The organism is Variovorax sp. V15 (genome assembly GCF_041154425.1).
Classification (GTDB): domain Bacteria; phylum Pseudomonadota; class Gammaproteobacteria; order Burkholderiales; family Burkholderiaceae_C; genus Variovorax; species Variovorax guangxiensis.
Genome location: NZ_AP028659.1, coordinates 504,852 through 523,203 on the forward strand (window position 1 = coordinate 504,852; position 18,352 = coordinate 523,203).

The 18,352-nt window shown below is 68.6% G+C and carries 21 protein-coding genes; 5 read left to right on the forward strand and 16 right to left on the reverse strand.

Annotation, left to right across the window (positions count from 1 at the left end; genetic code table 11):
• Nucleotides 1-11: 11 nt before the first annotated feature.
• Nucleotides 12-611, reverse strand: coding sequence for a LemA family protein (locus ACAM57_RS02515; RefSeq protein WP_184642103.1), 600 nt, complete (start codon nucleotides 609-611; stop codon nucleotides 12-14).
• A 46-nt stretch (nucleotides 612-657) separates the two neighbouring features.
• On the opposite strand from ACAM57_RS02515, the gene ACAM57_RS02520 reads away from it, so the two are divergent.
• Complete coding sequence (locus tag ACAM57_RS02520) at nucleotides 658-1,416, forward strand: hypothetical protein (RefSeq protein ID WP_369660594.1); 759 nt, start codon at nucleotides 658-660, stop codon at nucleotides 1,414-1,416.
• 3 nt (nucleotides 1,417-1,419) lie between these two features.
• Here ACAM57_RS02520 and ACAM57_RS02525 read toward each other — a convergent pair whose 3' ends face one another.
• From ACAM57_RS02525 to ACAM57_RS02555, 7 genes are all read right to left on the reverse strand, one after another.
• Nucleotides 1,420-2,094: a cysteine hydrolase family protein gene (locus ACAM57_RS02525; protein WP_184642101.1), complete on the reverse strand. Its 675-nt coding sequence runs from the start codon at nucleotides 2,092-2,094 to the stop codon at nucleotides 1,420-1,422.
• Complete coding sequence (locus ACAM57_RS02530; protein WP_369660595.1) at nucleotides 2,091-3,023, reverse strand: ABC transporter permease; 933 nt, start codon at nucleotides 3,021-3,023, stop codon at nucleotides 2,091-2,093. The genes ACAM57_RS02525 and ACAM57_RS02530 overlap by 4 nt, the downstream gene beginning before the upstream one ends.
• Nucleotides 3,020-4,162, reverse strand: coding sequence for an ABC transporter permease (locus ACAM57_RS02535; RefSeq protein WP_369660596.1), 1,143 nt, complete (start codon nucleotides 4,160-4,162; stop codon nucleotides 3,020-3,022). The genes ACAM57_RS02530 and ACAM57_RS02535 overlap by 4 nt, the downstream gene beginning before the upstream one ends.
• The gene (locus ACAM57_RS02540) at nucleotides 4,155-5,681 is read right to left on the reverse strand and encodes an ABC transporter ATP-binding protein (RefSeq protein ID WP_369660597.1); all 1,527 of its coding nucleotides are present in this window, start codon (nucleotides 5,679-5,681) and stop codon (nucleotides 4,155-4,157) included. Before ACAM57_RS02540 ends, ACAM57_RS02535 begins: the two co-directional genes overlap by 8 nt.
• Before the next feature lie 18 nt (nucleotides 5,682-5,699).
• Nucleotides 5,700-6,803: a BMP family ABC transporter substrate-binding protein gene (locus tag ACAM57_RS02545; protein WP_369660598.1), complete on the reverse strand. Its 1,104-nt coding sequence runs from the start codon at nucleotides 6,801-6,803 to the stop codon at nucleotides 5,700-5,702.
• A 76-nt stretch (nucleotides 6,804-6,879) separates the two neighbouring features.
• Entirely contained in the window at nucleotides 6,880-7,266 is a 387-nt protein-coding gene (locus tag ACAM57_RS02550; protein ID WP_369660599.1) for a VOC family protein, read from the reverse strand.
• Between the two features lie 14 nt (nucleotides 7,267-7,280).
• Nucleotides 7,281-8,282 (reverse strand): isopenicillin N synthase family dioxygenase, encoded by a 1,002-nt coding sequence (locus tag ACAM57_RS02555; RefSeq protein WP_369660600.1) that lies wholly within the window; start codon nucleotides 8,280-8,282, stop codon nucleotides 7,281-7,283.
• Nucleotides 8,283-8,479: 197 nt separating this feature from the next.
• Here ACAM57_RS02555 and rutR point away from each other — a divergent pair, with 197 nt between their 5' ends.
• A complete protein-coding gene (gene rutR / locus ACAM57_RS02560; RefSeq protein WP_369660601.1) occupies nucleotides 8,480-9,184 on the forward strand; it encodes an HTH-type transcriptional regulator RutR in 705 nt (234 codons plus the stop codon).
• Nucleotides 9,185-9,314: 130 nt separating this feature from the next.
• On the opposite strand, the gene rutF is transcribed toward rutR, so the two are convergent.
• From rutF to rutA, 6 genes are read right to left on the reverse strand one after another with little or no spacing between them, the layout of a single operon-like run.
• On the reverse strand, nucleotides 9,315-9,872 hold the full coding sequence (rutF, locus tag ACAM57_RS02565) for an NADH-dependent FMN reductase RutF (protein WP_369660602.1): 558 nt from the start codon (nucleotides 9,870-9,872) through the stop codon (nucleotides 9,315-9,317).
• A 14-nt stretch (nucleotides 9,873-9,886) separates the two neighbouring features.
• The gene (locus ACAM57_RS02570) at nucleotides 9,887-10,489 is read right to left on the reverse strand and encodes a malonic semialdehyde reductase (protein WP_369660603.1); all 603 of its coding nucleotides are present in this window, start codon (nucleotides 10,487-10,489) and stop codon (nucleotides 9,887-9,889) included.
• Nucleotides 10,486-11,292, reverse strand: a complete 807-nt coding sequence (rutD, locus tag ACAM57_RS02575; RefSeq protein ID WP_369660604.1) for a pyrimidine utilization protein D — start codon at nucleotides 11,290-11,292, stop codon at nucleotides 10,486-10,488. Before rutD ends, ACAM57_RS02570 begins: the two co-directional genes overlap by 4 nt.
• A gap of 5 nt (nucleotides 11,293-11,297) precedes the next feature.
• Nucleotides 11,298-11,690, reverse strand: coding sequence for a pyrimidine utilization protein C (gene rutC / locus ACAM57_RS02580; RefSeq protein ID WP_019657601.1), 393 nt, complete (start codon nucleotides 11,688-11,690; stop codon nucleotides 11,298-11,300).
• Between the two features lie 38 nt (nucleotides 11,691-11,728).
• Entirely contained in the window at nucleotides 11,729-12,520 is a 792-nt protein-coding gene (gene rutB, locus ACAM57_RS02585) for a pyrimidine utilization protein B (protein WP_369660605.1), read from the reverse strand.
• A 13-nt stretch (nucleotides 12,521-12,533) separates the two neighbouring features.
• Nucleotides 12,534-13,646, reverse strand: coding sequence for a pyrimidine utilization protein A (gene rutA, locus ACAM57_RS02590; RefSeq protein ID WP_369660606.1), 1,113 nt, complete (start codon nucleotides 13,644-13,646; stop codon nucleotides 12,534-12,536).
• A 218-nt stretch (nucleotides 13,647-13,864) separates the two neighbouring features.
• Between rutA and ACAM57_RS02595 the strand changes: the two genes are divergently transcribed.
• The 3 genes from ACAM57_RS02595 (at nucleotide 13,865) to ACAM57_RS02605 (ending at nucleotide 15,966) form a co-directional block, all read left to right on the forward strand.
• Nucleotides 13,865-14,317 (forward strand): nuclear transport factor 2 family protein, encoded by a 453-nt coding sequence (locus ACAM57_RS02595; protein WP_093206406.1) that lies wholly within the window; start codon nucleotides 13,865-13,867, stop codon nucleotides 14,315-14,317.
• Between the two features lie 67 nt (nucleotides 14,318-14,384).
• Nucleotides 14,385-15,410, forward strand: coding sequence for a YheT family hydrolase (locus ACAM57_RS02600; protein ID WP_369660607.1), 1,026 nt, complete (start codon nucleotides 14,385-14,387; stop codon nucleotides 15,408-15,410).
• Between the two features lie 4 nt (nucleotides 15,411-15,414).
• Nucleotides 15,415-15,966, forward strand: a complete 552-nt coding sequence (locus ACAM57_RS02605) for a DUF2946 family protein (RefSeq protein WP_369660608.1) — start codon at nucleotides 15,415-15,417, stop codon at nucleotides 15,964-15,966.
• Between the two features lie 61 nt (nucleotides 15,967-16,027).
• On the opposite strand, the gene ACAM57_RS02610 is transcribed toward ACAM57_RS02605, so the two are convergent.
• Together ACAM57_RS02610 and ACAM57_RS02615 are read right to left on the reverse strand one after the other, a co-directional pair.
• Nucleotides 16,028-16,675: a cytochrome c5 family protein gene (locus ACAM57_RS02610; protein WP_184642090.1), complete on the reverse strand. Its 648-nt coding sequence runs from the start codon at nucleotides 16,673-16,675 to the stop codon at nucleotides 16,028-16,030.
• 145 nt (nucleotides 16,676-16,820) lie between these two features.
• Entirely contained in the window at nucleotides 16,821-18,260 is a 1,440-nt protein-coding gene (locus tag ACAM57_RS02615) for an efflux transporter outer membrane subunit (protein WP_126025189.1), read from the reverse strand.
• Between the last annotated feature and the right edge of the window lie 92 nt (nucleotides 18,261-18,352).

Genomic DNA, 18,352 nt, shown 5'->3' on the forward strand with positions numbered 1-18,352 from the left:
GGGTTGCCGGCTTACTTCTTCGGTGCGCTGAAGTCGACCGTTGGCGGCGTGGAGATCTGCGCCTCGTTCTGCACCGAGAAGTTGGGCTTGGTCGCGTAGCCGAAGACCTTGGCCGTGATGTTGGTCGGGAAGCTGCGCGCGAGCACGTTGTACTCCTGCACGCTTTCGATGTACCGGTTGCGCGCCACGGTGATGCGGTTTTCGGTGCCTTCCAGCGTCACGCGCAGGTCGCGGAAGGACTGGTTGGCCTTCAGGTCGGGGTAGCGCTCCGACACCACCATCAGCCGCGACAGCGCCGAGGAGAGCTCGCCCTGCGCCTGCTGGAACTTGTTGAAGGCCTCGGGGTTGTTGAGCGTCTCGGGCGTCACCTGGATCGAGGTGGCCTTGGCGCGCGCCTCGATCACCTTGGTGAGCGTGTCCTGCTCGAAGCTGGCCTCGCCCTTCACGGTGGCCACGATGTTCGGCACGAGGTCGGCGCGCCGCTGGTACTGGTTGAGGACCTCGCTCCAGGCCGACTTGCTGGCCTCGTCGAGGGACTGGAACTGGTTGTAGCCGCATCCGCTCAGGGACAGGACCGCCGCGAGAATCAGGAACCAGCGCTTCATCATCATTTGCATTACCTCCGCAGAAGATGCGGAAGGTAGCATAGGCGGCTTCATGGCCGTTGATCCACTGCAAGCCCTGCAAGCCGCCAACCGTGCGGTAATGCCCGTTGCCTCCGATGCCTTCGGCACGCTGCTGATCGCGGGCGCGACCGGCGCGCTGGGCGCCGAACTGCTGCGCCGGCTGGCGGGGAGCCACCGCCATGCCCACACCCGCGTGCTGGCGCGCGAGCCGATCCGCGACGGGCTGCGCGGCGTCGAGACCTACCTGAGCCCGGCCCAGCCGATCGCGCAATGGCCGCTGACCTCGGCCCACACCGCCATCATCGCCTTCGACCCGCCGCGCCTGTACCACGACCGCGAGCGCGCGCTGTGGGTGCCCGAGCCTTCCGATCTGCCCGAACTGGCCCGCTGGCTGCGTGCCTGCGGCGTGCAGACGCTGGCCATCGTGCTGCCGCACGACCAGGGCCGGCTACCCGAAGCGCTTAAGCGCGGCCTCGCGAGCCTCGACGAGCAGGCGGTGGTGGCCTGCGGCTTCGAGCGCGTGATCCTCGTGCGTTCGGCGCGCAAGCCGGTGAACGCGAAGATCGCCAACCCCTTCGAGCGGCTGGCCGCGTGGATGCTTTCGGTGGTGCGCTTCATGGTGCCCAGCAGCGAGCAGCCGGTGCGCGCGGTGAAGGTGGCGGAGCTGGTCGATGTGGCGCTGCGCATCGCGCCGCCCGGCGTGCACGTGGCGGCACCCGAACTGGTGTGGGAGTCCGCGCAGGGCGACATGCCGGCGGTGGTCGCGCGCTGGCTCGGAGTGTCGGGCTGAGATTCAGCCGCGCCACACCCGCAGCAGTTCTTCTGAATCCATCACCAGCCCCAGGTGCAGCGACACCATCGCGAGCGCCGCGCCTTCCAGGTGTGCGTCGGTGCCGCGCACCAGGTCGCGCAGCACGATCACGCGGTAGTTGCGGTTGCTGGCGTCGAAGGCGGTGTTGAGCACGCAGCAGTCGGTGAAGCCGCCGTCGAGCACCACAGTCTCGATGCGCTGGTTGCGCAGAAGAAAGTCGAGGTCGGTCGGGTAGAAGGCCGAGAGCCGGCGCTTCCCGTCCACGCGCATGTCGCCGGGCTCCACGCGCGTGACCCACTCGGTCCACTTCGAGCCCTCGATGGCATGCGCGTCGGCGTTCGGAATCTCGCCCACGTGCAGCGGAAAGGTGCGCCGCCACGCGGACGGAATGCCGTTGATGTCGTCCACGCCGCCGGGCCGCAGCACCGACCTGACGTGCACGATGCGCACGCCCAGCGCGCGCACCGCGTCGTGGAAGCCGTCGATGGGCGCCACCACGTCGCGTGCGCGCGGCGCGGGGCAGGGGCAGTCGGGGCTGTCGTCCAGGTGGCCGCGGTGCATGTCGATGGAAACGACAGCCGTGGTGGCCGGATTCAGGTAGTCGGCGAACCGCGCCGCGTCGAGCTCGCGCTCCTCGTTGTAGACCCAGGCCTTCATCGGCGTTCTTCTCTCACATAGGGTTGTCCCAGCGCCCCGGGCTCTTCGTCGGCGCCGCGCCGCGAGAGCGCGACCCACACCATCACGCCGAGCGTCACCGCGTACGGCGTCATCATCACGAAGTACTGCGGCAGCTGCACGCCGGCCGCGGCCAGTTGGGGAATCAGCGCCTCGATGCAGCCGAAGAGCAGCGCGCCGGCGAGCGCCTTCCATGGCGACCAGCGCGCGAAGATGACGAGGCCCACCGCGATCCAGCCGCGCCCGCCGGTCATGCCCGCGATCCACAGCTTGGTGCTGACCACCGAGATGTACGCGCCCGCCAGCCCCACCAGTGCCGAGCCCGCGAGCACCGCCGCGAAGCGCCAGGCGGTGACGCGGATGCCCGCCGCGTCGGCCGCCTGCGGGTTCTCGCCCACCGCGCGCAACCGCAGGCCGGCCGAGGTACGCGCAAAGAACCACGCCACCGCGCCGAAGATCGGCAGCGTGAGCCACACCATCGCGTTCTGCTCGAAGATCCGGCCCACGCCGGGCAGCAGCGACAGCGGCCACAGGCCCATCGTGCCGATGCCTTCGGTCGCATGGTTGGTCCACTCGGCCATCGAGCCCACCAGCGCCGTGAGCCCCTGGCAGAAGAACACCAGCGCAAGCCCGGCGATCACCTGGTTCACGCGCAGCCAGATCACCATCACCGCGAACAGCACCGACACCACGCTGGCCGCCAGCATCGCGAGCACCAGCGACACGGCCGGCTGGCCGATCACGATCTGCGCGCCGATGCCGGCCAGCGCGCCGACCAGCATCAGCCCCTCGGCGCCCAGCGCGAGCACCCCCGCGCGCTCGCAGACGATGAGCCCGAGCGCCGCCAGCGCATAGGGCACCGCGAAGTCCGGCGTGCTCGCCAGCCAGTTGAGAACGATGCCGCCGTTCATTGCACGGCCTCCCCGCCCACGCGGCGCAGCCGGTGGCGGATGAAGAAGTCGCTCGACGCCACGCACACCACGATCACCGCCTGGATCAGCTGCACCATCGAGAACGGCACCTGGTAGAACACCTGCAGGCTGCGCCCCGTGACGAAGAGCGCCGCCACCAGCAGCGCCACCACCGTGGCCGCCAGCGGGTTGTTGCGCGCGAGAAAGGCGATGAGGATGCCCGAGAAGCCGTACCCCTGATAGAAGGCCTGCGTGAGCCGGCCCTCCTGCCCCGCCGCCACAGCGAAGCCCGCGAGCCCGGCCATCGCGCCCGACAGCAGCACCGCGCCGTAGATCGTGCGCCGCACCGGCACGCCGCTGGCATGCGCCATGCGCGGGTTGGCGTCGACGAAGCGCAGGTACAGGCCCATGCGGCTCACGCTCGCCAGCCACCACGCCAGCAGCGCGACGATGCCCGCCAGCAGGATCGAGCTGCCGATGCCCGCGCCCAGCTCGGGCAGGCGCTCGAACACGCGGAACTGCGGCGAGTAGGGGAAGTTGTCCTTCGGGTCCTTCCAACTGCCGTAGACCAGGTGCAGCAGGAAGTTGGCCGCCATGTAGTTGAGCATCAGCGTGGAGATGATCTCGTTCACGCCCAGCTTCAGCTTGAGCCACGCGGGGCCCAGCACCCAGAGCAGGCCGCAGCCGATGGCCGCGATGGACATCAGCGGCAGGCGCAGGTTCTCGGGGCCAATCTGCCACATCGAGACGGCGGTCGCGCCGATGGCGCCCCAGATCATCTGGCCCTCGAGCCCGAGGTTCCAGAAGCGCGCGCGGAAGGCAACGCAGCCCGCGAGGCCGACGAGGATCATCGGCGCGGCCTGGAACAGCACGGCGCGGAAGTTCTGGCCGTCGAAGAAGGTCTGCGTCACGAACTCGTTGGCGAGCTCGTCGGCCGGCACGCCCGCCGCGATGAGGATCGCCGCCGAAATGGCGAAGCCCGCGAGCAGCGCGGCCGCGAGGATCAGAGCCTGCCAGTGCCAGGCCATGTGCTGGCGGATCTCCAGCGCATAGCGGCGGCCGGCGAGCGGCTGGGGCTGTTGCGCTGCCGTTGTCTTGTGCGACGGGGCCATGTCGGCGGAGAGCGATGCTTCAGCCATGGTCCACCATCGCCTGTCCGATGGCCTGGCGATCCGCGGGCTGCGCGAACTCGCCGGCGATGCGCCCGCGCGTCATCACGCCCACGCGGTCTGCGAGCTGCAGCACCTCGTCGAGGTCCTCGCTGATGAGCAGCACCGCCGCGCCGCTGTCGCGCGCGGCGCGCAGCCGCGCATGCACCTCGGCGCTGGCGCGCACGTCGAGCCCGCGGCTCGGGCTGTGCGCGAGCACCAGCGTGGGCGACTTGCCGAACTCGCGCGCCAGCACCAGCTTCTGCGCGTTGCCGCCGGAGAGCAGCGCGGCCTTCTGCGCGACCGAGCGCACGCCCTGCACGTCGAAGGCGCGCACCGCTTCCTGCGTGTCGCTCTGGATGCGGCCACGGCGCAAGCGCCACACGGGGCCGTAGCGGCCGGTGTGCACACGGCCGATGGCGTAGTTCTCGGCCACCGAAAGGCCGCCCGCGAGCGCGAGCCCGTAGCGGTCGGCCGGAATGGCCGCGATGCCGATGCCTCGGCGCACCGATGCAGCCATGGTCTTCAGGTTGCCGTGACCTTCGAGCCGTATCTCACCCTCGGTCGGCTCGCCCTGCAGGCCCATGATCGCGCCCGCCAGCTCGCCCTGTCCGTTGCCGCCCACGCCGGCGAGGCCGTAGATCTCGCCCGCATGCAGGTCGAGGTCCACCCCGTCGAGCACGCGGCGGCCCTCGGGCGATGCGGGCGTGCGCAGGCCGCGCACCGAAAGGCGCACCGGCCCGCGCGGCGCCGCCGAGGGCTGAAAGCCCTGCGCAGCGATCGATTCGCCCACCGTGAGCTTCACCAGCTCGGCCACCGATGCTTCTTGCGGATTCAGCGTGGCCACCGTGCGGCCGCCGCGCATCACCGTCACGCGGTCGGCATAAGTCTTCACGTCGGCCATCTTGTGCGTGACCAGCACCACCGCCGCGCCCTTGCGCGCCAGGCCCTGCACCGTCTGCAGCAGGCGCGCGGCCTCCTGGTCGGTCAGCACGGCCGTGGGCTCGTCGAGGATCAGGATGCGCGCGCCCGCCAGCAGCACCTTGAGGATTTCCACGCGCTGCTGCTCGGCGACCGACAGCGCATCGACGCGCTTCGAGGGATCGATGTCGAAGCCCAGTTCGGCCGCCTTGTTGCGGATGTCGCGCGTGATCTCGCGCAGCCGCTCGCCGTGGCTCTGGAACTCCGCCGGCGGCGGCGCGGTGAGCAGGATGTTCTGCGCCACGGTGAAAGGCCGCACCAGCTTGAAATGCTGGTGGACCATGCCGATTCGGTGCTTCGCCGCGTCGCGCGGGCCGGCGAAGCGCACCGGGTTGTCGTCCACCAGCAGCTGCCCGGCCTCGGGCGCGTAGAGCCCGGCCGCGATGTTCATCAGCGACGACTTGCCTGCGCCGTTCTCGCCCAGGAGCGCATGCACTTCGCCCCAGCGCGCGGAGAAGCGGGCATCGGTCAGCGCCGCGAAGCCGTCGAAGGACTTGCGTATGCCGGTGAGTTCGAGCGCGTTGGGCATGAGGTGCGTGGCTCCGGCTTACTTCTGCGTGACCACGCCCTTGACGAACCAGTCCATCTTCCAGAGTTCGGCGTCCGAAAGAACGGCGCCCTTGGCCACGCGCTCCTTGCCGTCGCGGTCGGCGAGCGGGCCGGCGTAGACCTGCTTGCCCTTCATGATCGCGTCGCGCTCGGCGGTGATGAGAGCGGCCTTGTCCTTGGGCACGGCGGGCCCGAAGCCGGCGATGTCGGTGCCGCCGTCCTTCATTTCGATGAAGGCGCCGTACTGCGCGGGCTTCCAGCCGCCGGCCATGATCTTCTTGAGCTCCGGCGTCAGGAAGCGGTCCCACACCCACACGGAGGAGCACAGCGTGGCCTTGGGCGCGAACTGGCGCAGGTCGCGGTGGTGGCCGGTGCCGTACACGCCGCGCTCCTGCGCGACGATCTGCGGCGTGGGGCTGTCCACGTGCTGGCCGATCACGTCGGCGCCCTGGTCGATGAGCGCGGCCGCCGCTGCGCGTTCCTTCACCGGGTCGTTCCACGCGCCGGTGTAGATCACGTTGACAGTGGCGTTGGGGTTCATCTTCTGCGCGCCGAGCGCGAAGGCGTTGATGGTCCAGTTCACCACGCCGAAGGGGTTGGCCGCGACGAAGCCGAGCTTGCCGGTCTTCGAGGCCGCGCCGGCGGCCATGCCGCAGAGGTACTGGCTCTCGTAGGTGCGGCCGTAGAACGATTCGAGGTTGCTGCCGTTGGTGGTGCCCGAGCCGTTGAGGAAGGCCACGTCGGGGTACTTTGCGGCCAGGTCCTTGAAGCTGTCGGAATAGCCGAAGGCGGTGCCGATCACGATGTTGGCGCCGCGCTGGATGAACTTCTCCGCAGCGGGCTTGATGGCCGAAGCGTCCTCGGGCACGTTCTCCACGAACTGGATCTTCTGGCCGATCTCCTTCTCGATCTTCACGCGCGCCTCGTCGAAGGCCTGCGTCCAGCCGCCGTCGTTCTTGGGGCCGAAGTAGAGCATCGCGATCTTCGGCTTGTCCTTCAGCGTGAAGCCGTCGGCCGCGGCCGGCAGCGAGAACGAGGCGCCGCAGGCTGCGAGCGTCAGTGCCAGGCCGAGGGCCGGGCCGTTGGAGGAAATGCGCGGCATGGAGCAACCTTTCGTGAGGAGCGTGAAGAACGGGGGAGAGGAGAGGAGAGGAGAGAAGAGATGGAGGGGCGCGCCGCTACATCATGAAATTGATGCGGAACACGTTGCCTTCGGGATCGAGCAGCACCGACTGGTACCAGTTGTAGTAGGTGACGTAGGGCGGCTTCACAAGCGTGGCGCCGGCCTCGAGCGCGACGGGCACCATGCGGTCGACGTCGGCCTGGCTGTCGACGTCGATGTTCAGCAGGAACTTCACGCCGCGCGTATCGGAGAACTCGCTCAGGTGCAGCAGTTCGTAGGCATCGAGCGCGTTGAAGCCGAGGCTCGACTTGCCGGTGTCCAGCCCTCGGAAGATGGGCGAGCGGATCGCTTCGATCTCTGTGAAGCCGAACACGCGCTGGTAGAAGCCGCTGAGCGCGACCACGTCCTTCGCGAAGACGTTGACGTAGGACAGGTGGGCCATGTGATCCGCGCGATTCAGGCCGTGACCTTGGTGCCGCCGAAGGTCGTCTGCTTGACGAACTTCGAGGTGAGATGGTCGCCCGAGGAGATGGGCGCGTACTTCGGCTCTTCGCCCGGTGCGAGGCAGCTCGGCAGGCACTCGACCATCGCGTCGTAGTTGGGCTGGTGGAAGAACACCAGCGACTGCCGGCGGTTCGTGCTCGCCACCTCGAAGGGCGGGTTGATCACGCGGTGCAGCGTGGACACCCACTGGTCGTTGGTCCACTGCATCATGAGGTCGGCGATGTTGACCACCAGGCCGCCCTCGACCTGCGGCACGTCCACCCACTGGCCGGCCTTGTTGAACACCTGCAGGCCCTTGTCGTCGGGCAGCACGATGGTGAGGCTGCCGTAGTCGCTGTGCGCGCCCGCGCGCAACTGGCCGGGCAGCGGCTGCTCGCGCTGCGGCGGATAGCTCAGCACGCGGAACATGCTGATGTGCCTGTCGATCTTGTCGTCGAAGAAGGTCTCGGGCAGCGAGAGGCCGAGCGCGAAGACGCGCATCAGCGAGCGCGAGAGATCGCTCATCGCCTCGAAGTACTGCTCGTAGGCCTCCTTGAAGCCCTCGATGGGCGGCCAGCTGTTGGGCTCGAAGTGCGGGCCTGCGGCGGGGCCGCGGTGGTAGTCGTCGTCGGGCACGTTGGAGGGGCCGATGGAGAACGACTCCTTCAGGTCGCCCGGCGCCGCTTCCTCGAGGCTGTAGGAGAGGCCTTCCTCGCCCACCGCGCTGTAGCCGCGCACCGCGTCCTCGCGCGGACGATCGACCTTGCGCTTCTCGCCCAGCGGCATGTCGAAGAACTTGCGCGAGAGCGAGGACACGCGCGAGATCAGCTCCGGCGAGATGCCGTGGTTGGTGATGACGAGGAAGCCGATGCTGCGGCAGGCTTCGTCGACTTTCTTCGCTACCTCCGCCTTGCCTTCGGCGGTGCCGGAGAAGTAGGGCGCGAGATCGATGATGGGCACGGACAGCAGGGTCATGGCAGGTTCCTCATGCTTGGCATGCCTTTCGCCATGCAACGTCTGTGCCAGTTGGACCAAATGGACAAACAACATCCGTCGCGTCAGCATGGTGCGCGGGAATGCGTTGCGAAGGCGGTCGCGGCGCAAGGCGATGCACCGTGGCCTTACAGTGGTGCGCGTTTGTCGATTCACGATCAGATCAAGAGCGAGGGAAGATGCCGAAGACAAAAGCGCTGGCTGCGAATGCCGGCAAGGAGAGCCCGGCGCGCAAGCGCGCGAAGCCCGCGGTGCGAAGCGCTTCCGCGGTGAACCGCCGGTTGCGTCAGATAGAGGACAAGCGCAGCGCGATCCTGGGCGCCGCGCTGGGGCTGTTCTCGCGCTTCGGCCTGCACGGCACCTCCATCGACCAGGTGGCCGCACGCGCCGACGTGTCGAAGAGCAACCTGCTCTACTACTTCGCGAACAAGGAAGAGCTCTACGTGAACGTGCTGCGCGACCTGCTCGCACTGTGGCTCGAACCGCTGCGCGGCTTCAGCGCCGAGCAGGATCCGGCCCAGGCCATCGGCGACTACATCCGCCGCAAGCTGGTGGTCTCGCGCGACAGGCCCGACGCGTCACGGCTCTTCTGCCTGGAGATGATCCAGGGCGCGCCGCTGCTGCGCGACGAGCTCGATCGCGAACTGCGCACGCTGGTGGAGAAGAAATCGGAAGTGATCCGCGCGTGGATCGATGCAGGCAAGCTGGCGCCTGTCGATCCGCATCACCTGATCTTCGCGCTGTGGGCGATGACGCAGCACTACGCGGACTTCGGCGTGCAGGTGCAGGCGCTGGCGGGGCGCACGCTGGAGGACGAAGGGTTCTTCGAGCAGACCGTCGAGAACGTTCAGCGCATCGTGCTGCAGGGGATCGTGCCGCGCTGAGTCTTGCTCCCTCTCCCCTTGGGGAGAGGGCTGGGGTGAGGGTGGCGGCCTGAAAGTCACTGCTGCTCTTGCGAGCGCCGTTGCCCCCTCACCCTAACCCTCTCCCCGAGGGGGGAGGGGACAAAACGGGTCAGTGCTGCGGTGGCGCAGCGATCTCGTGATAGCGCCGATCGAAGTAGATCAACCCTTGCGCCGCCCCCCCGATGGCGATCGACACAGCCTCGCAGAACAGCACGTCGTGCGTGCCCGCGCTCGTCGCGTGCACCACGCGGCAGTCGAAGGACACGGCCGCGTCGTCGAGCACCGGAGAGCCGGTGCTCTTGCTGCTCCAGCGCGCTGCGGCGAAGCGCTCGTCCATCGGCGTCTTGCCGCCGAATAGCGCCGAGAGCGACTGGTGCCCGGCAGCCAGCACGTTCACGCACAGCACGCCGTTGGCCTTGAACGCCGGGTACACCGAGGCCGAGCGGTTCAGGCATACCAGCAGCGTCGGCGGCTCGTCGGTCACGCTGCACACTGCCGATGCGGTGAAGCCGGCGCGGCCTGCGGGGCCGTCGGTGGTGATGATGTTCACCGCCGCGCCCAGCCGCGCCATCGCATTGCGGTAGTCGGCCTTCTGCAGGCCCTGCGGCAGCAGGGCAGGGTTGGGTGACGATGGAGCAGGGTTCGAGGCCATGGCGTTGTGCAGCATCTCGCGTGACTCCTTCAGGCCAGCAGGCAGGCCTCGTCGAAGGACAGCCGCGGCAGGCGGCCGAACACCTTCGACGCGTCGCCGTGGCCGAGGTTGATGAGGAAGTTGACGGTCCAGTCGGTGCCCTCGAAGAAGGCCGCGTCGACCTTCGCCTTGTCGAAGCCCGACATCGGGCCCGCATCGAGTCCGACCGCCCGCGCCGCGAGCAGCAGGTAGCCCGCCTGCAGGCTGGCGTTGCGAAAGGCCGTCTCGTGCGCGGCCTCGGGGCTGCCGGTGAACCAGCTGCGTGCATCAGCATGCGGGAACAGCGTGGGCAGCCTGTCGTAGAACTTGCGGTCCCACGCGGCGATCACGGTGACGGGCGCTGCCATGGTCTTGTCGAGGTTGCCCTTGGAGAGGGCGGGCGCGAGGCGCTGCTTGCCTTCGGGCGTGCGCACGAAGACGAAGCGCGCGGGCGAGCAGTTGGCCGAGGTGGGGCCCAGGCTCGCGAGTGCGTAGATCTGCTGCAGCTGGGCATCGGTGACGGGTTCATCGGTCCAGCCGTTGTGGCTGCGCGCGCCGGTGAAGAGCAGCGAGAGCGCGGCGTCGTCGAGTGTGGAAGAGATGGTGGTGGTCATGCTGGAACGGCGGGTGCACTGACCCGCGAAAGAAAGTCGAGCAGGCTGCGGTTGAAGTCTTCGGCCTCGGTCACGCAGTGCGCGTGGCCGCCGTGCGGCACGAAGTCGAGCGTGACGTCGCGCAGGCCGTCGGCCAGGCGCTGCGAGCAGGTCCAGGGCACGAGCACATCGTCCCTGGCTGCGGCCACGAGCGTGGGCGCAGAGATGTCGGCGAGGCGCGCATCCACGTCGAAGGCCCGCAGGGCGGCGATGCGCGCGCGCATGTTGGCTTCGCCGGGAAAGTGCGCGAAGGCATGGTCGACTTCGTCGGCCACGCGCTGCGCGTTCTCGGCGGCCCATGCGGCGGGGTACAGGAAGATCGGCTGCGCCTCGACGTACGCGCGCGGACCGCATGCGCCCAGCAGTGCGAGCCGTGCATCGAAGCAGCGCGCCGAATGCGGGTTGGGCTTCGACCACGCGTTGACGAGCGCGAGGCTCGCGATGCGCGAAGGCGCATCCAGCGCGAGCTGCAGTCCGACGAGGCCGCCTAGCGCATGGCCCGCGAAGTGGCACCGCGAGGTGTTCGTCGCGTCGAGTATCTCGATCACGTCCCGCGCCATGTGCGCGATGGCGTAGGCCTCGGGCAGCGCGGCGGGGCTGCGGCCGGTGCCGCGCTGGTCGTAGGCGATGACGCGATGCCCTGCGGCGATCAGCGCGCCGAGCTGCGGCTGCCAGAACCCGGCCGAGCCGCCGAGGCCCGACGACAGCAGCACCGTGGCCGCTGCATCGGACGGTCCGTGCACCTCGTAGTGCAGCGCGCTCATGAAGCTCAGGCCTTCTTGCCGACATGCGCGATCGACGCGATCTCGACCAGCGCGTCGGGCTTCACCAGGCCGCACTGGATGCAGTAGCGCGCGGGCTTGGTGCCGGGGAAGAACTCGGCGTACACCGCGTTGATCTTCGCGTAGTCAGCCCAGTCCTTGAGCATGATCTGGTTGAAGGTCACGTCGTCCATGGTGCCGCCGGCGGCCTCGACCACGCCCTTGATGGTGGTGAGCACGTGCCTTGCCTGCGCGCTCGCGTCGCCCACGTGCACAACGTTGTTGTCCTTGTCGAAGGGCAGCGTGCCCGACACGTAGAGCACACCGTCGGCGAGCGTGCCGGGAACGAAGGGGGCAATGGGAACGCCGGTGCCGGGAGGGATGATGGCTTGCTTGGGCATGGTGGAAAGTCCTTGGTGAAGAAGATGGGGAAGGGAAATCAGGCAACGGCCGCTTCGGCCGGAGCGGATCGGGTTGCGAGCGAGGGCGCGAAGGTGCTGCAGAAGTGCTCTGTCGTGGACACCCAGCCGAAGAAGGTCTCGACGTTGTAGACCGACGCCTTCTGGATGGCGGGCCCGCCGAGCTCGTGCGTGGCGTCTTCCAGCATCACGGCGAAGTACTCGAGGTGGAAGGCGTCGCGCAGCGTCGATTCGACGCACACGTTGGTGGCGATGCCGGTGAACACCAGGTGGCGGATGCCGCGCGAGCGCAGCGTGCTGTCGAGCGTGCTGTTGAAGAAGCCGCTGTAGCGCGTCTTGGGCACGACGATGTCACCGGGCTGGGGCTTCATCTGCTCGATGAGTTCGTAGTCCCAGCCGCCCTTGGCGAGGAACTTGCCTTGCAGCTCGGGCCGGGCGCGCATGGTCTTGAGCGCGTTCGACTTGTGCCAGTTGGGCGAGCCGGGGCCGCCGGCTTCCACGTAGTTCGCGTCCCAGCCGTTCTGCAGGAACACGACCAGCATGCCGGCCGCGCGCGCCGCCGCGATGCTGCGCGAGATGCTGGCGATGGTGCCCTGCGCGCCGGAGATATCGAAGCCGGCCGAATCGACGTATCCGCCGATGGAGGCGTAGGCGTTCTGCATGTCGACCACGATCAGCGCGGAGTCGGTGGCGTGCAGCGCCAGCGGCTCGGGGCGCGCGGGCAGTACCAGCGGCGCGGGCGCACCGGGTGCGCGCGGCGCGCCCACGGGCGTGTTCGACGTGAGGGTGGTATTGCGTGCAGGAGTGGTCATTTGGCGCTCCTGCTCAGGCTGCGAGGCGCTCGGGCACCGCCTGCGAGGGCACGGGACTCTGCACATGCGCGCGGCTCTTCATCAGCGGCTGGATGCGCTCGCCGAAGGCCTCGACGCCCTGAACGAAGTCGTCGAAGGTCAGCAGTACGCCCTCGGTGCCGGGCACCTCGGCCACTTCGTCGAGCATGCGCGCGACGCTCTCGTAGGAGCCGACGAGCGTGCCCATGTTGATGTTCACGGCCGAGGTCGGGTCGGCCATCTGGCGCACGTTGGTGTCGGCGCCCGATTTCGTGTCGGCCGCGCCCTGCTGGCCCAGCCATGCGATGGCCTCGTGATCGGCGCCGGCCTTGTAGTGCTCCCACTTGGCGCGCGCGGCCTCGTCGGTCTCGTCGGCGATCACCATCATCAGCACGTAGGTGGTGACCTTGCGGCCGGTCTTCGCGGTGGCCTCGATGAGCTTGTCGGCCGCGGGGGCGAAGGCCTTGGGCGTGTTCACGCCCTTGCCGAAGCAGAAGTTGTAGTCGGCGTACTTCGCCGAGAACTCCATGCCCGCGTCGCTCTGGCCCGCGCAGATCACCTTCATGTCGGCCTGCGGCTGCGGGCTGAGGCGGCAATCGTCCATCTTGAAGTGGTCGCCCTTGAAGTCGGACGAGCCCTTGCCCCAGAGGTCGCGCAGCACCTGGATGTATTCGGACAGGTACTGGTAGCGCGTGCCGAAGAACTGGTCGCCGGGCCACATGCCCATCTGCGAGTATTCGGGCCGCTGCCAGCCGGTGACGAGGTTCAGGCCGAAGCGGCCGTTGGAGATGGAGTCGATGGTGGAGGCCATGCGCGCCACGATGGCAGGGGGCATCACCAGCGATGCCGCGGTGGCGAAGAGCCTGATCCTGCTGGTGACCGCGGCGAGGCCGGCCATGAGCGTGAAGGACTCCAGGTTGTGGTCCCAGAACTCCGTCTTGCCGCCGAAGCCGCGCAGCTTGATCATGGACAGCGCGAAGTCGACGCCGTAGCGCTCGGCCTTCAGCGTGATCCGCTTGTTGAGCTCGAAGCTGGGCTTGTACTGCGGCGCGTTCTCGGAAAGCAGCCAGCCGTTGTTGCCGATGGGAATGAAGATGCCGACGTTCATTGGAAGGGCTCCTGTTGCGGGTTCGGGAGGCTCCTTGCATGCGCCGTGCCAGATGAATAAGTTATTTAATATCAATGGCTTACGGAAAATCCACGCTTTCCTTTTGACCATTTGGTCCAAAACGGAGCAGAAGATTCGGCCGGGCTGCGGCACCGCGGTGCGGCCGGGGCCAAAGCGGTGCAGCGCCCGCGTCACGGAGCACGCGGCAAAATCACGCCATGCCCAAGACCCCACTCCGTGCCGCCGCGGCCATCGGCGGCACCGCCGACGACGTCGAGGCGGCTTTCTACGAAGCGCTTCAGCGCGGCGACATCGACGCGCTGATGGCCTGCTGGGCCGACGAGGACGAGGTGTTCTGCGTGCACCCCGGCGGCCCGAGGCTGGTGGGCGCCGTGGCGATCCGCGCTGCCTTCGAGCAGATGTTCGGCAACGGCGCGATCCACGCCATGCCCGCGCGGGTGCGCAAGATCGATTCGCTCGCGAGCGCGGTGCACAACGTGCTCGAGCGCATCGAGGTGCTCACCGCCGAAGGCCCGCGCCATGCCTTCGTGCTGGCCACCAACGTCTATCACAAGACCGCGCAGGGCTGGCGCATGGTGGCGCACCATGCGAGCCCCGGCACCGCGCGCGAGCCGGACGACGCCAACGATCCGCCCCAGGTCCTGCATTGATCGATTGATGCTTTCTCCGGTCGCTTCCTTCTCTCCGGCTGCCTCTGCCGGAACCTCCCTTCAGCCGATGGACTACGCCGCGCCGCGCTGGCTGCCCGGCGGCAACCTGCAGACCATCTGGGCCGCGCTCTATGCCCGCCGCTTCGAAGGCCAGGCGCCGGCCTACCGGCGCGAGCGCTGGTCGACGCCGGATGGCAGCGACTTCATCGACGTCGATTTCGTCGACGCGCCGATGCCCGGCGCGCGGCCGCTGCTGGTGCTGTTCCACGGGCTCGAAGGCTCGTCGCGCAGCCACTACGCCGAGGCCTTCGCAACCTTCGCGGCATCGCGCGGCATGGCCTTCGCGGTACCCCATTTCCGCGGCTGCAGTGGCGAGATGAACCTCGCGCCGCGCGCGTATCACTCGGGCGACTTCGAGGAGATCGGCTGGATCCTCGCGCGCATGCGCGAGCAGCATGTGAAAAAGGGCGGCGGCCCGGTGCTGGCCGCGGGCGTGTCTCTGGGCGGCAATGCGCTGATGCGATGGGCTTCCGAGGCGGGAGAAACCGCCACGGGCGTGGTGAGCGCCGTGGCTTCGGTCTGCGCGCCGCTGGACCTTGCCGCGGGCGGCGAAGCCATCGGCAAGGGCTTCAACAAGCTGGTCTACACGCGCATGTTCCTGTCGACCATGAAGCCCAAGGCGCTGGCCAAGCTTGCGCAGTTTCCGGGCTTGTTCGACCGCGAGAGGCTGGTGTCCACGCGCAACCTCTACGAGTTCGACAACGTCTTCACCGCGCCGCTGCACGGCTTTCGCGATGCCGACGACTACTGGGCGCGGGGCTCGGCCAAGCCGCACCTGGCCTCCATCCGCGTGCCGGCGCTGGTGGTGAATGCGCGCAACGATCCATTCATTCCGGCGCGCAGCCTGCCAAGGCCTGGCGAAGTCGGTTCGCACGTCACGCTGTGGCAGCCCGAGCACGGCGGGCACGTCGGCTTTCCGATGGGGCTGCCGCCAGGGCATGTGCGGGGCATGCCGGAACAGGTCGGTGGCTGGCTGCAGCTGCACGGCGGCGCCTCCGCTGACGGCGGGGGCTTGCCGCCGGGACGAGAATGACGCCATGGATGACATCGTCAAGCAGGCGCTCGCCAAATGGCCCAACGTGCCGCATTGCTACGGCTGGCTGGGCCTGGATGCGCGCGGCAACTGGTACATGCGCGACGACCGCACCCAGGCGCAGGGCCCGTTCCGCACGGCCAAGGGCTCGATGCTGCGGCACGACAAGCTGATCGAATTCATCCACCGCAACTACGAGCACGACGACGAAGGACAGTGGTTCTTCCAGAACGGACCGCAGCGCGTGTACGTGGAGCTGGAGGCGGCACCGCTGGTATGGCGTGTCGCCGAGGATGCGAGCGGGGGCTTCGCCGTCACCGCTCATACGGGCGCGGCGGTCACGGTGTCGGGCTGCCTGCTCGACGAGGACGGACGGCTCTATCTGGCCTCGCCGCTGGGGCTCGGGCTGGTGCACACGCAGGACGTGGGCATCGCAGCCGAGGCTGTCGAACGCGGAATCTGGACGCCGGAGACGGTGCAGGCCAGCGATCTGCCCGCGCGTTTCGGACACGTGCTGAGCCCGGCCGGACGCCACGCAGCCGTCCCGCACACCTGAGCGGAAAAGAAAAAGCCGGCGCTGGGCCGGCTTTCTTCTTTTGGCTGATTAGGGAAAACGCTTACTTGGCTGGCGCGCTCGCCGGTGCGGCAGGCGCCGCGCCCGAAGCGCCTTCGGCAGGCGCCGCGCCCGAAGCGCCTTCGGCCGGCGCCGCGGCTGCGGCAGGGCGATCCGGCACTGGGAACTTGGCGCCGCCGGCATTGGCCATGTAGACCACGGCACGGCCCACTTCGAGGTCTTCGAAGTCGCCGCCGCCCTGCGGAGGCATGGCGCCCTTGCCCTTCAGCGCATGTTCGAGCAGCGTTGCGTAGCCCTGGCCGATGCGCGGGCCCCAGGCTGCCGCGTCGTTCAGGTGGGGGGCACCGGGGATGCCGGGCGCTCCGTGGCAGGCGACGCACTGGGCCTTGAACACGGCCTCGCCGGCTGCGAGCGGGCGGTTGGCGTCACGGATCTCGATGCTGCCGACCTTCTTGAGGCGCTCGGCCACTTCGCGGTCTCGCGCTTCCTTGGTGACGCCGTAGAGCGCCATGTTGTCGCCCTGGGCGGTACCGGCGGGCTTGTTGCCCGAGACCACGTAGGAGACAAGACCCACGATGATCAGGATCGGGGCAATGAAGGAAAAAAATACCGCGAGCAGCAGTTGCTTCGGGTTCTTGATCGGCCCGGTGTGGGCTTCTTCTGTGGCCTGGTAATGCGGGTCTGCGCTCATTCGCGTCCTCAATTATCGGGGGCTCGTCGGGGGGCTTTTCCTAACCAACCGGCGATTATAGAGAGAGCCCTTGCCGGCAGGAGCAAGGGACCTCCCTTATGGGACGCCTTGGCGTCTCGGCCACTCCGGGACGCCGGGAGCTTCCTCAGCCCTTGCCGCCCGCCGCGTCGTTGCTGTCGCGCGTGGCCCAGCCGCCACCCAGCGTCTTGTACAGCGTGACCTGGTTCTGCAGCTGCAGCAGGCGCGTCGTCACCGCTGACTGCTGCGCAGTGAACAGCGAGCGCTGCGCGTCGAGCAGGTCGAGCGCGCTGGCGATGCCGTTGCGATAACGCAGGTCGGAGAGCTTGAAGCGTACGGCTTCCGCGTCGGCCTGCGCACGCTGCGCGCGCGCCTGCTCGCCCAGCGTCGCGCGGCCCGCGAGTGCGTCGGCCACTTCGCGGAACGCCGTCTGGATCGACTTCTCGTACTGCGCCACCGCGATCTCGCGCCCGGCCTTGGCCGAGTCGAGCGTGGCGATGTTGCGGCCGGCGTCGAAGATGGGCAGCGTCACCGTGGGCGCGAAGGACCAGGCCTTGGAGCCGCGGTCGAACAGGCCCGAGAACTCGCTGCTCGCGGTGCCGATGGAACTCGTCAGCGACACGCGCGGGAAGAAGTTCGCGCGAGCCGCGCCGATGTTGGCGTTGGCCGCTATCAGCTGCTGCTCGGCCGAGCGGATGTCGGGACGTTCGGCCAGCAGGTCCGAAGGCAGGCCGGCCGGCACGTCGGGCATCGGCTTGATGCCGTCCAGGCCCTTGGCGCCGCCGGCGGTGGCATCGGCCGGCACCGGCGCGCCCAGCAGCAGGGCGAGAGCGTTCTCGTCCTGTGCGCGGGCGCGCAGTTGCTGCGCATAGGCGGCACGCGCGGTTTCCAGCGCCGAGTTCGCCGACTGGAAATCGAGTTCGGACGACACGCCGTTGTCGAAGCGCAGCTTCGTGAGGCGCACCGACTCCTCGCGCGTGACCATGGTCTGGCGCGTGATCTCTAGCAGCTCGTCGTCGGCCAGCAGCGTGAGCCAGCCGTTGGCCACCGACGCGATCAGGCTGATCTGCACCGCCTTGCGGGTCTCGTCCGTGGCGAGGTACTGCGCCAGCGCCTGGTCCTTCAGCGCGCGGATGCGGCCGAAGAAGTCGATCTCCCACGAGGTGAAGCCGAAGTTGACGGCGTACTGCGACGAAACGCTGCCCTGGCTCGGGTCGATCGCCTGGTAGGCGTTGGGGCTCGAGCGCGAGCCCGTGCCCGTCAGGCCGAGCGCGGGGAACAGGTTCGAGCGCTCGATCTGGAACTGCGCGCGCGCCTGCTCGATGTTGAGCACCGACACGCGCAGGTCGCGGTTGTTCGCGAGCGCCGTGCGGATCAGGCCCGCCAGGCGCGGGTCGGTGAAGAAGTCCTGCCACGGCAGGGTGGCCGCGGCCTGGCCCGGAGGCTGCGACGGGTCGCCCGGGTAGGTGGTGGGCACCGGCGCGGCGGGGCGCTCGTAGGTCGGGATCAGCGAGCAGCCGGCCAGCAGCATTGCCGCGGCCAGTGCCGTTGGAATGAATTTCGTCATTGTCATTGCGACTCCATGGCCGCTCGCGCTGCACGCACTGCGCGGCCTGTTCGGGAAACACCACGGAACCGGCTCTGCCGGGCCGCAGGTGT

Coding starts and splice junctions, on each gene's coding strand:
- rutB (WP_369660605.1), bottom strand. CDS start 12,520: ATGACCACTCCTGCACGCAATACCACCCTCACGTCGAACACGCCCGTG.
- ACAM57_RS02615 (WP_126025189.1), bottom strand. CDS start 18,260: ATGACGAAATTCATTCCAACGGCACTGGCCGCGGCAATGCTGCTGGCC.
- ACAM57_RS02520 (WP_369660594.1), top strand. CDS start 658: ATGGCCGTTGATCCACTGCAAGCCCTGCAAGCCGCCAACCGTGCGGTA.
- ACAM57_RS02605 (WP_369660608.1), top strand. CDS start 15,415: ATGGATGACATCGTCAAGCAGGCGCTCGCCAAATGGCCCAACGTGCCG.
- ACAM57_RS02540 (WP_369660597.1), bottom strand. CDS start 5,681: ATGCCCAACGCGCTCGAACTCACCGGCATACGCAAGTCCTTCGACGGC.
- ACAM57_RS02610 (WP_184642090.1), bottom strand. CDS start 16,675: ATGAGCGCAGACCCGCATTACCAGGCCACAGAAGAAGCCCACACCGGG.
- ACAM57_RS02535 (WP_369660596.1), bottom strand. CDS start 4,162: ATGGCTGAAGCATCGCTCTCCGCCGACATGGCCCCGTCGCACAAGACA.
- rutD (WP_369660604.1), bottom strand. CDS start 11,292: ATGAGCGCGCTGCACTACGAGGTGCACGGACCGTCCGATGCAGCGGCC.
- ACAM57_RS02545 (WP_369660598.1), bottom strand. CDS start 6,803: ATGCCGCGCATTTCCTCCAACGGCCCGGCCCTCGGCCTGGCACTGACG.
- ACAM57_RS02595 (WP_093206406.1), top strand. CDS start 13,865: ATGCCCAAGACCCCACTCCGTGCCGCCGCGGCCATCGGCGGCACCGCC.
- ACAM57_RS02600 (WP_369660607.1), top strand. CDS start 14,385: ATGGACTACGCCGCGCCGCGCTGGCTGCCCGGCGGCAACCTGCAGACC.
- rutA (WP_369660606.1), bottom strand. CDS start 13,646: ATGAACGTCGGCATCTTCATTCCCATCGGCAACAACGGCTGGCTGCTT.
- ACAM57_RS02515 (WP_184642103.1), bottom strand. CDS start 611: ATGATGATGAAGCGCTGGTTCCTGATTCTCGCGGCGGTCCTGTCCCTG.
- rutR (WP_369660601.1), top strand. CDS start 8,480: ATGCCGAAGACAAAAGCGCTGGCTGCGAATGCCGGCAAGGAGAGCCCG.
- ACAM57_RS02530 (WP_369660595.1), bottom strand. CDS start 3,023: ATGAACGGCGGCATCGTTCTCAACTGGCTGGCGAGCACGCCGGACTTC.
- ACAM57_RS02525 (WP_184642101.1), bottom strand. CDS start 2,094: ATGAAGGCCTGGGTCTACAACGAGGAGCGCGAGCTCGACGCGGCGCGG.
- rutC (WP_019657601.1), bottom strand. CDS start 11,690: ATGCCCAAGCAAGCCATCATCCCTCCCGGCACCGGCGTTCCCATTGCC.
- ACAM57_RS02550 (WP_369660599.1), bottom strand. CDS start 7,266: ATGGCCCACCTGTCCTACGTCAACGTCTTCGCGAAGGACGTGGTCGCG.
- ACAM57_RS02570 (WP_369660603.1), bottom strand. CDS start 10,489: ATGACCACCACCATCTCTTCCACACTCGACGACGCCGCGCTCTCGCTG.
- ACAM57_RS02555 (WP_369660600.1), bottom strand. CDS start 8,282: ATGACCCTGCTGTCCGTGCCCATCATCGATCTCGCGCCCTACTTCTCC.
- rutF (WP_369660602.1), bottom strand. CDS start 9,872: ATGCTGCACAACGCCATGGCCTCGAACCCTGCTCCATCGTCACCCAAC.